Annotated in this window: 11 protein-coding genes; 5 read left to right on the forward strand and 6 right to left on the reverse strand. The window is 39.3% G+C overall.

Features of this window, described 5'->3' with window-relative positions; translation table 11 throughout:
* Nucleotides 1-2: 2 nt before the first annotated feature.
* Nucleotides 3-344, forward strand: coding sequence for an ISC system 2Fe-2S type ferredoxin (fdx, locus tag ACXVWP_RS02910; RefSeq protein ID WP_005696659.1), 342 nt, complete (start codon nt 3-5; stop codon nt 342-344).
* On the forward strand, nt 344-538 hold the full coding sequence (gene iscX / locus ACXVWP_RS02915) for a Fe-S cluster assembly protein IscX (protein ID WP_049364507.1): 195 nt from the start codon (nt 344-346) through the stop codon (nt 536-538). Before fdx ends, iscX begins: the two co-directional genes overlap by 1 nt.
* A gap of 35 nt (nt 539-573) precedes the next feature.
* Here the strand turns inward: iscX and ACXVWP_RS02920 are convergent, their stop codons facing one another.
* The 5 genes from ACXVWP_RS02920 to ACXVWP_RS02940 all read right to left on the reverse strand — a co-directional run bounded on the left by ACXVWP_RS02920 (nt 574) and on the right by ACXVWP_RS02940 (nt 6,113).
* Nucleotides 574-1,230, reverse strand: a complete 657-nt coding sequence (locus ACXVWP_RS02920) for a class I SAM-dependent methyltransferase (RefSeq protein ID WP_289901339.1) — start codon at nt 1,228-1,230, stop codon at nt 574-576.
* Between the two features lie 75 nt (nt 1,231-1,305).
* On the reverse strand, nt 1,306-2,316 hold the full coding sequence (mglC, locus tag ACXVWP_RS02925) for a galactose/methyl galactoside ABC transporter permease MglC (RefSeq protein ID WP_289901338.1): 1,011 nt from the start codon (nt 2,314-2,316) through the stop codon (nt 1,306-1,308).
* A gap of 18 nt (nt 2,317-2,334) precedes the next feature.
* Nucleotides 2,335-3,849: a galactose/methyl galactoside ABC transporter ATP-binding protein MglA gene (mglA, locus tag ACXVWP_RS02930; protein WP_289901337.1), complete on the reverse strand. Its 1,515-nt coding sequence runs from the start codon at nt 3,847-3,849 to the stop codon at nt 2,335-2,337.
* 80 nt (nt 3,850-3,929) lie between these two features.
* Entirely contained in the window at nt 3,930-4,925 is a 996-nt protein-coding gene (mglB, locus tag ACXVWP_RS02935) for a galactose/glucose ABC transporter substrate-binding protein MglB (RefSeq protein WP_049355502.1), read from the reverse strand.
* A gap of 180 nt (nt 4,926-5,105) precedes the next feature.
* A complete protein-coding gene (locus tag ACXVWP_RS02940; protein ID WP_289901336.1) occupies nt 5,106-6,113 on the reverse strand; it encodes a substrate-binding domain-containing protein in 1,008 nt (335 codons plus the stop codon).
* A 215-nt stretch (nt 6,114-6,328) separates the two neighbouring features.
* On the opposite strand from ACXVWP_RS02940, the gene galT reads away from it, so the two are divergent.
* The 3 genes from galT to galM are packed head-to-tail and all read left to right on the forward strand — an operon-like array spanning nt 6,329 to nt 9,603.
* The gene (galT, locus tag ACXVWP_RS02945) at nt 6,329-7,375 is read left to right on the forward strand and encodes a galactose-1-phosphate uridylyltransferase (protein ID WP_049374436.1); all 1,047 of its coding nucleotides are present in this window, start codon (nt 6,329-6,331) and stop codon (nt 7,373-7,375) included.
* Between the two features lie 54 nt (nt 7,376-7,429).
* Nucleotides 7,430-8,584, forward strand: a complete 1,155-nt coding sequence (gene galK / locus ACXVWP_RS02950; protein ID WP_289901335.1) for a galactokinase — start codon at nt 7,430-7,432, stop codon at nt 8,582-8,584.
* A complete protein-coding gene (galM, locus tag ACXVWP_RS02955) occupies nt 8,578-9,603 on the forward strand; it encodes a galactose-1-epimerase (RefSeq protein WP_369866680.1) in 1,026 nt (341 codons plus the stop codon). The genes galK and galM overlap by 7 nt, the downstream gene beginning before the upstream one ends.
* A 56-nt stretch (nt 9,604-9,659) precedes the next feature.
* Here the strand turns inward: galM and ACXVWP_RS02960 are convergent.
* Nucleotides 9,660-9,766: IS3 family transposase (locus tag ACXVWP_RS02960; RefSeq protein ID WP_369866723.1), on the reverse strand; the 107-nt coding region annotated here is incomplete at its 5' end.

Genomic DNA, 9,766 nt, shown 5'->3' on the forward strand with positions numbered 1-9,766 from the left:
ATATGCCAAAAGTGATTTTTTTACCGAATGAAGAATTCTGTCCAGAGGGTATGGTGGTTGATGCAGCAGCAGGCGACAACTTATTAGAAGTAGCGCATAATGCGGGTGTTGAAATTCATCACGCTTGCGATGGTTCTTGTGCTTGCACAACATGCCATGTTGTGATTCGTGAAGGGTTTGATTCATTAAATGAAGCAAGCGATCAAGAAGAAGATATGTTGGATAAAGCATGGGGCTTAGAAATGGATAGCCGCCTTTCTTGCCAATGTGTCGTGGGGGATGAAGATTTAGTGGTGGAAATCCCTAAATATAATATTAACCATGCGAATGAGGCGGCTCACTAATGAAATGGACGGATGCACAACTTATTGCAGAAGAGCTTTATGATCATAATCCAGATTTAGATCCTAAAACGGTACGTTTCACGGATTTGCATAAGTGGATTTGTGAACTAGACGGTTTTGATGATGATCCAATGAAATCTAATGAGAGTATTCTGGAAGCGATTTTGTTGAAATGGTTAGATGAATACGAATAAGCCTGATTACACAGGCTTATTATATTTTTAATTAGTTAATCTGATAGTTTTTGTATATAAAGTTGATAAACGGGTAACATCTGTAAAACATGGAGTTTTTGCTGATAGATATTGACGTAAGCATCGACAGCAGGTTTTACTAGGTGGTAGTAGTTTTGTTTGCCATTTTCTTCTGGGCTCCATAAATAGTCATCAAAAGCAATAATACCATTATTTTTTACTAATTTATGGGCTAAAATAGCATCAAATAGTACATCTGGAGCTTCATGAGAACCATCTACATAGATAAAATCAAATTTTCCAGCTTCGCCTTTTGCTAATAGTTCAATCATTTTAGTATGGGAATATCCCTTATGTTTGATAATATTAAGGGATTTTCCGCATCGTTTGGCATAAATCATTAATGTTTGAATATTCTCATTGAAAGATTGCTCAATAGAACTCATATCCCACTTTCCTTGATGCTCTAATCCACCTTCCCAAGAATCAATACAATGAATCTCTATTTCATTATGGTATTTAAGCATTTCCTCAGTAAAAAAATGCGTTGAACGCCCTTCAAATGAACCAATTTCTAAGATTCTTTGAGGAGTAAATTGTTCAAAAATATAGGATAGGGGAGGGATATTATGAGTAAACCAGTCAGTACTGAAATTGACAGTTAAATTATCTTTAGTTACGTTGTTTGACATTTTAAATCCTTAGATTGATTAAATATAAACCGCACTTTATTGCTAAAGTGCGGTTATTTTTATCGTTATTTTTAATTATTTTTTCTTCGCGTATTTTAAGGAGTCAATAGCAACCGCGAGGATGATAATGCTACCTTTAATGATATATTGCCAGTAAGGGTTAACACCGATGTAAGTTAAACCATAGTTAATAACGGTGAAGATGATAACACCCGTGATTACGCCGATAACAGTACCCACACCACCAGCGAAAGATACACCACCTACTACGCAGGCAGCAATCGCATCTAATTCATACATGAAACCAAGGTTGTTGGTAGCACTACCGATACGGCCAGCTTCTAACATACCACCGAATGCATAGAACATACCAGAAATCATGTAAATTACAACAAGGTTACGTGCTACGTTTACGCCAGATACTTTTGCTGCTTCAGGGTTACCACCGATAGCAAAGATATTTTTACCGAAGCGTGTTTTATTCCACATCACCCAAACTAAGAATGCACAAATTGCCGCATAGATAGTGATGTAGGATAATTTGAATGAACCGAGTCTAAAGAAGCCTTGTGCGAAGTTAGAGAAAGATTCACTGAAGCCAGCAATTGGTGAGCCACCTACGCCATCGTAATAAAGTGAGTTAAAACCGTAAACAATGATCATGGTACCCATGGTTGCAATGAACGGAGTTACATTGAGATAAGCGATAACTAAACCATTCACTAAACCGATTACAGCACCTATCACACAAACAGTCAGGATAACTACTGGAATCGGAATTTCACCTAAATCCGGGAACACGCGGTTCATGTTTTCCATTGATTGTAAGAGGGTAGCAGAAATAACCGCCGCTAAACCGACTTGGCGACCGGCTGACAAGTCGGTACCTTGAGTGACAAGCAAGCCTGCAACACCAAGGGCGATAATAAGGCGGACGGATGATTGAGTTAAAATGTTACTAAAGTTGCGAACATTCAAGAATGTTGGATCTTGTGCGATGATGATGCCAAGTAAAATCAACAACACAAAATAAATCGCATTTTGTTTTAAGAAATCGAATGATTTATTTTTTGGTAAGGCACTCATAATTTGTTCCTTTATGATTTATAAATATTTTGCGGCAAGTTGCAAAATTTCTTCTTGAGACGTTTTTGCCGTTTCAACGATGCCGGCAACACGACCATTACTCATGACCAAAATTCGGTCTGTTACGCCTAATAGTTCCGGCATTTCTGATGAAATCATAATGATGCCTTTATCTTTTTTAGCGAGTTCTTGAATGAGCTGATAAATTTCAAATTTTGCCCCAATATCAATACCACGAGTTGGTTCGTCGAGCATTAAGATATCTGGTTGGGTTAAAAGCCAACGGCCGATAATGACTTTTTGTTGGTTACCACCAGAAAGCGATCCAATCGTTGTTTTGTGAGAAGGGGTTTTCACGTTCATCGCATCAATCACCCATTGCGTATCGCTCGCCATTTTTTTGTTGCTGAGCAATTTCCATGGGGTGAGGTAAGATTTCATATTTGAAATCAAAGAGTTAAATTCAATACTTAGGTTTGAATAAATCCCGGTTGAACGACGTTCCTCAGTCACCAAAGCAAAACCGTGGTTAATCGCCTCAAGTGCGGTATGATTTTTCACGATTTTTCCGTTGAGTTTGATCGTCCCTTCTTTTAATTCGCGTACACCAAAAATGGCTTCCACAATATCAGTTCGTTTTGCACCAACAAGACCTGCAATACCTAAAATTTCACCTTTGCGTAAATTAAAGGAAACATCTTGAATGGAAGGTTGATTCACCGCAGTTAAATGTTCCACTTCAAGCGTGATTTCTTTGGGTACGTTAGTTTTTTCAGGGAAACGTTGTGTTAATTCACGGCCAACCATCATTGAAACAATTTCTTCCATGGTGGTGCCTTTAACTTCAACGGTATTGATCCATTTACCATCACGAAGAATGGTGATTTCATCACAAATTTTGAAGATTTCATCCATTTTGTGTGAAATATAGATAATGCCACAACCGCGATCTTTTAATTTTTGAATAATTTTGAAAAGATGTTCCACTTCTTTTTCTGAAAGTGAGGATGTTGGCTCATCCATAATTACGATTTTAGCGTTATAAGAGAACGCCTTCGCAATTTCGATCATCTGCATTTGTGAAACAGAAAGTTTGGCCACTTTTTCTCTTGGATCAACATCAATATCCAATTCATCGAAAATCGCTTTGGTATCACGATACATTTTGGCGTGATCCACAAAAGGACCTTTAAGTGGGTAGCGACCCAACCATAGGTTATCCATTACACTGGTTTGACGCACCAAGTTAAGTTCCTGGTGAACCATTGAAATCCCATTTTCAAGGGCTTCTTTTGATGTTTTAAAATCAACAGGTTTGCCTAAGAATAAAATTTCACCTTCGTCTTTTGCATAAATTCCGAAGAGGCATTTTAATAATGTCGATTTACCCGCCCCGTTTTCGCCCATTAAGGCGTGAACAGAGTGAGAACGAACTGTTAGATTGGCGTGATCAAGGGCTTTTACACCGGGGAAAGACTTACTGACATCCGTCATTGTCAGTAGTACATCACTGTCTTGGGTTTGAGTTGTCATATCCAACCTCATCAAAAAGGGGGGAAAGGGAATTTGGGTTTCCTTTCCCCCCTAAAATTAAAGAAAAGCAATAGATTTTCTTATTTTAAGAATTCACTTAGGTTATCTTTATCCACACCAACATAAGGGATACGTACCACACGGTTTTCTAATTTCCATTGTGTACCTTCTGTTGCTGTTTTACCGCTAGCAAGGTTTGCAGAAAGTTGAACAACTGCTTTACCTTGGTTAACGCCATCGTTTAACACAGTACCTGCAATTTCGCCTTTCTTAATTAATTGAAGTACCTCTGGTAACGCATCTACACCAAAGATTGGTAGTTTTTTACCGTGAGCTTTGGTTGCTTCTAGTGCGCCTAATGCCATACCATCATTATTTGAAATAATCATTTCAATTTGATTGGCCTTAGAGCTAGATAACCAGGCGTCCACTTTATCTTTTGCCATTGCGGCATCCCACATACCGGTATCAATAAATAATTGTTCGGTTTGGATACCTTTAGCATTTAATTGCTCAATCACATATTTAGTACGCGCTTCAGCATCCGGGTGGCCTGGTTCACCTTTTAATAATACATATTGGATTTTACCGTCTTTGTTTAAGTCTAAGTCTGGCATTGCTTTCCATTGTTTCGCAATTAGATCACCTTGGATTAAACCAGATTCTTTCGGATCAGTACCAACATAGTAAGCTTGGTCATAGATACCAATTGCTTTGGCGCCCGGATCTTTATTGAAGAAAACAACAGGAATGTCATCTTGTTTCGCTTTCTTGATAACAGTTGAAGCGGCTGCCGGGTCTACTAAGTTAATCGCTAAGGCTTTCACACCTTTAGAAAGCAAACCATCTACTTGGTCGTTTTGAATAGATTGTGCATTTTGAGAGTCATTCATTAATAACTCAATGCCGCCAAGGGCTTTCGCTTCTTTATCGATTTCTTTACGCATCAATGACATGAAGTTGTCATCATATTTATAAATGGTAACACCAATACGGTTATCGGCTGCGAAACCTGAAGTTGCTGAACTTAAACCGATTGCTAAAGCGACCGTACTTAATACTGCTGTTTTTTTCATAAAAACGCTCCTATGTAGAGAAAGAGATTTTATTGTTGATTTTTTATATATCAAATAGAGGAATGTTGCGTACATCTATTGCAACTGAATGCATCATAACGAAATCAAAACTGTTAATCTGTGATCAAACTCACATAAATGAAAACGATTACATAGCAATGTTTAAATTTGTGATCTACATCACGGTTTTATTGCATTTTCTACGGAAAAACGTCTCACCAATGTTGGATTAAATTGAACAACAGTCGGTGTGACAATAGACGAATCGACTAAACTTAACGCTAGTTTTGCCGCATAATTTGCCATTAAATCAATTGGATAGCGAATTGTAGTGAGTTTGGGGATTAAATACCGAGCAATCGGCATATCATCAAATCCTACAATGGAAAATTGTTTCGGGACTTTGATATTGTTTTCATTTAAAACAGAAATTGCACCAGCTGCCATGGTATCGTTATAGGCCACCACAGCGGTTAAATTGGAGTTGTAGCTTAATAAATCAATCATGGCTTTTTCACCGCCTTCAAAATCAGGTGAATTATGCACAATGGCTTGTTCTACAATGGGGAAGTTATGCGCTTCTAAGGCCTCTAAGTAGCCTTCCTTACGTTCTGTTTCATCTAAAATACCGTGATTGGAACCTATGTAGGCGATATGCTTATGACCATAACGAATCAGCATTTCAGTGGCAAGATAGGTACCTTGACGGTTATCAAGGCTGACGCAACGATTTTCATAACCCGCAATCACGCGGTTAATTACCACCATACCGGGTACATTTTCTAAATAATGCTGTAACGCTTCGTCAGAAAGGGCTTTGGAATGAACGACTAGACAGCTACAACGCTTGCGTAGCAAGGTATCAATTGCTTCACGCTCTTTTTCTGCATGATGGTATCCAATGCCAATCAAAATCGTTTTTTGATGTTCTTCAGCGACTTTATCGACCGATTTAACCAAGATAGCAAAGAACGGATCCGTTACATCGGTAACCACCACGCCAATGGTATCAGTATTTTGTACTGCCAGAGCTTGTGCGTTTGCATTGGGTTGATAATTTAAGACTTCCATAGCGCGTTGTACCGAGTAACGGGTTTTTTCACTCACAGATGGGGAGCGATTAATCACCCGGGAAACAGTGGCAACCGACACGCAAGCTAATTCAGCAACATCTCGAATTGTAGGCATAACAGGGCTCTCATTCATTTTTTCATAGCAATTATCATAGTAAATTTGAATAAAATTGAAAGCGGTTACTTTCAAAAATGCTACATTCGTCACAAAAAAGTGATTGAATGAGCGGCTTATTTCCTGATTTTGTGATAATGATCACGGTTTATTTTTTTTAATTTGTTATCTTATGAGAAAATTTTTTGTAATCGTTTACATTTTGGAGCAAAAATATGAGCGAAACCGTATTTGAACCGACAGATCATCCACATCGTCGTTATAATCCGTTAATTGACCAATGGGTTTTAGTCTCGCCACATCGTGCTAAACGTCCATGGCAGGGGCAACAAGAAAAAGTGAGTGAGGAACAAAAGCCAAGCCACGATCCAAATTGTTATCTTTGCCCGCGTAATAAACGTATCACGGGCGAACCTAATCCGGATTACCATAAACCTTATGTATTCAAAAATGATTTCTCGGCTTTATTAGAAGATACACCCGCGCCAGAGCAATCAGCCGATCCTCTTTTCCAAATGAGCCAAGCTCGTGGTGAAAGCCGTGTTATTTGTTTTTCGCCAGATCATAGTAAAACATTGCCGTTATTGACCGCACTTGAAATTGAAGAAGTGATTAAAGTGTGGCAAGAGCAATTGCGTGAACTGGGTCAAAAATATCAGTGGGTACAGATTTTCGAAAATAAAGGCGCGGCAATGGGATGTTCCAATCCACATCCGCACGGACAAATTTGGGCAAATAGCTTTTTACCGAATGAAGTCGCACGTGAAGATGTTGCTCAACGAAATTATTATGAAAAACACGGTTCGGTACTTTTAGTGGATTACGTTCAAAAAGAATTAGAGAAAAAAGAACGTATTGTGGTGGAAACCGAGCATTGGGTTGCGGTTGTGCCTTATTGGGCGGTGTGGCCGTTTGAAACCCTGTTGTTGCCTAAATTGCATGTAAAACGCTTAACAGAATTAACTGAAGCTCAAGCTAAAGATCTTGCCGTGATATTGAAAAAATTGGCAACGAAATACGATAACTTATTTGAAACGTCTTTCCCTTATTCGATGGGCTTCCATGCAGCACCATTTAATGGTGAAGATAACGAACATTGGCAGCTTCATGCACATTTTTATCCACCATTGTTGCGTTCAGCTACGGTTCGCAAATTTATGGTGGGTTATGAAATGCTAGGTGAAAGCCAACGTGACCTCACCGCTGAACAAGCGGCAGAAAGATTACGTGCGTTAAGCGAAGTACACTATAAAGAACGTTAAGAAATCCTTTCCCTCTTGAGTTAAGAGGGAGTGTGAAAGAGAAAGGAAAATAATATGACTCCAGTTCAAAAATCCCAACACATTTTTACGCAAAAATATAACAAGCAACCTGAACTGACCGTATATGCACCAGGTCGTGTAAATATTATCGGCGAACATACCGACTATAATGATGGCTTTGTGATGCCTTGTGCGATCAATTATGGTACAGCTATTGCAGGATTAAAACGTGCTGATCATATTTGGCATGTTTATGCCGCCGATCTTGATCTTGAGGATACCTTTTCTCTTGATGAAGATTTCCCTCAAAGTGAGCAAAAATGGGCGAATTATGTGCGTGGTGTCGTGAAATTTATTCAAGAACGTTGCCCACAATTTAAACAAGGTGCTGATTTAGTGATTTCCGGAAATGTGCCACATTCTTCTGGTTTGAGTTCTTCTGCTGCTCTTGAAGTAGCGACGGGTAAGTTCTGCCAACAACTCAGTGATTTACCTTTAACACATACAGAGATTGCTTTAATTGGTCAAAAAGCTGAAAACAAATTTGTAGGCGCAAATTGTGGGAACATGGATCAATTAATTTCGGCTTTAGGACAAAAAGATCATCTCTTAATGATTGATTGCCGTAGTTTAGAAACACAGCCAACGCCTGTGCCGAAAGATGTCGCTGTTATTATTGTGAACTCAAATGTACCGCATGATTTGGTGACGGGTGAATACAATACACGCCGTTGGCAATGTGAAAAAGCGGCAGAATTCTTTGGTGTGAAAGCGCTGCGTGATGTGTCAGTAGAAGAATTCCAAAAAAGAGAAGCAGAATTGACCGCACTTAATTCTTTAGTGGCTAAACGTGCACGCCATGTGGTGACTGAAAACCAACGCGTACTTGATGCCGTTGAAGCCTTAAAACATAACGATTTAACAAAATTAGGTGAATTAATGGGGCAATCTCACGAATCAATGCGCGATGATTTCGAGATTACCGTGCCGCAAATCGATTATCTTGTTGAACTCGCTCAATTAGTGATTGGTAAAACCGGTGGTGCGAGAATGACAGGCGGTGGTTTCGGTGGCTGTATTGTTGCCCTTGCGCCTCATGATAAAGTCGAAGCCGTGCGTAAAATTATTGCCGATAATTATGAAAAACAAACGGGTTTAAAAGAAGATTTCTACGTTTGCACAGCCTCACAAGGAGTGAGTCTATGCTAGAAAAAACGGCGTTCAATGCACCAGATGGACAGCCTTATCAACTTGTTCAACTCACCAATTCAAATGGCATGATCGTGCAATTTATGGATTGGGGAGCCACTTGGCTTTCTTGTAAAGTCCCTGTGAATGGTGAGTTGCGAGAAGTGTTACTTGGCTGCAAAGTGGAGGATTATCCTCATCAAACTGCTTATTTGGGCGCAAGCGTAGGGCGCTATGCAAACCGTATTGCTAACGCCAAATTTGAATTAGGTGAGCGAACAATTCAGCTGGTTGAGAATCAATGCAAACATCAATTACATGGTGGTAAAGAAGGCTTTGATAAACGCCGTTGGAAAGTGGAAGAGTGCGGTCAGAATTTTGTGCGTTTTTCCCTTGTGTCTCCCGATGGTGATCAAGGTTTTGAAGGTAATGTGCAGGTTAATGTGCTTTACACACTGACTGATGAAAATAGCGTAAAAATTGAATACGAAGCAGAAAGTGATAAAGATACCGCGCTTAATTTAACAAACCACGCTTATTTCAATTTAGAAAATGCTGAGCAGGGCTGTGATGTGCGAAATCATACACTACGCCTTAATGCGGATTTTTATCTGCCGGTTGATGGTGAAGGCATCCCAAATTCACCACTTAAGCATGTGGTGAATACTAGCTTTGATTTTCGTGTTGCAAAACCAATCGTAAAAGATTTTCAACAAGGCGATCAAGTGGTAACAAAAGGTTACGATCATTCCTTTATTGTCAATAAAGCATGGCAAAAGCCTTGTGTATTATTGACTTCCCCTAATGAAGATTTAAGCCTTGAAGTACTCACATCCCAAGCGGCGTTACAGGTTTATACGGGAAACTATCTTGCCGGCACTCCAACTCGTGAAGATAGCACTTATCAAGATTTCAATGGCATCGCCCTTGAAACCCAATGTCTTCCCGATACCCCAAACCACCCCGAATGGCAAAATTATGGCGGTATTCAAAAAGCAGGTGAACGCTATTACCAGTGGACAGAGTTTAGGTTTAAATAGTTTAATCAATTAATAAAAGTGCGGTTAAAATGATCTGACCCCAAAAAGTTAGACTGTTATTTAAAGGATTGTTTTCGATATTGTACCGGACTCAGTCCTTTTAATTTTAGTTGAATCCGTCGATGATTATAGTAATCCAAATAATCCCTGACGGCATCAACTA

This window comes from Haemophilus sp. SZY H56 (assembly GCF_054332415.1).

Coding starts and splice junctions, on each gene's coding strand:
- fdx (WP_005696659.1), top strand. CDS start 3: ATGCCAAAAGTGATTTTTTTACCGAATGAAGAATTCTGTCCAGAGGGT.
- iscX (WP_049364507.1), top strand. CDS start 344: ATGAAATGGACGGATGCACAACTTATTGCAGAAGAGCTTTATGATCAT.
- ACXVWP_RS02920 (WP_289901339.1), bottom strand. CDS start 1,230: ATGTCAAACAACGTAACTAAAGATAATTTAACTGTCAATTTCAGTACT.
- mglC (WP_289901338.1), bottom strand. CDS start 2,316: ATGAGTGCCTTACCAAAAAATAAATCATTCGATTTCTTAAAACAAAAT.
- mglA (WP_289901337.1), bottom strand. CDS start 3,849: ATGACAACTCAAACCCAAGACAGTGATGTACTACTGACAATGACGGAT.
- mglB (WP_049355502.1), bottom strand. CDS start 4,925: ATGAAAAAAACAGCAGTATTAAGTACGGTCGCTTTAGCAATCGGTTTA.
- ACXVWP_RS02940 (WP_289901336.1), bottom strand. CDS start 6,113: ATGCCTACAATTCGAGATGTTGCTGAATTAGCTTGCGTGTCGGTTGCC.
- galT (WP_049374436.1), top strand. CDS start 6,329: ATGAGCGAAACCGTATTTGAACCGACAGATCATCCACATCGTCGTTAT.
- galK (WP_289901335.1), top strand. CDS start 7,430: ATGACTCCAGTTCAAAAATCCCAACACATTTTTACGCAAAAATATAAC.
- galM (WP_369866680.1), top strand. CDS start 8,578: ATGCTAGAAAAAACGGCGTTCAATGCACCAGATGGACAGCCTTATCAA.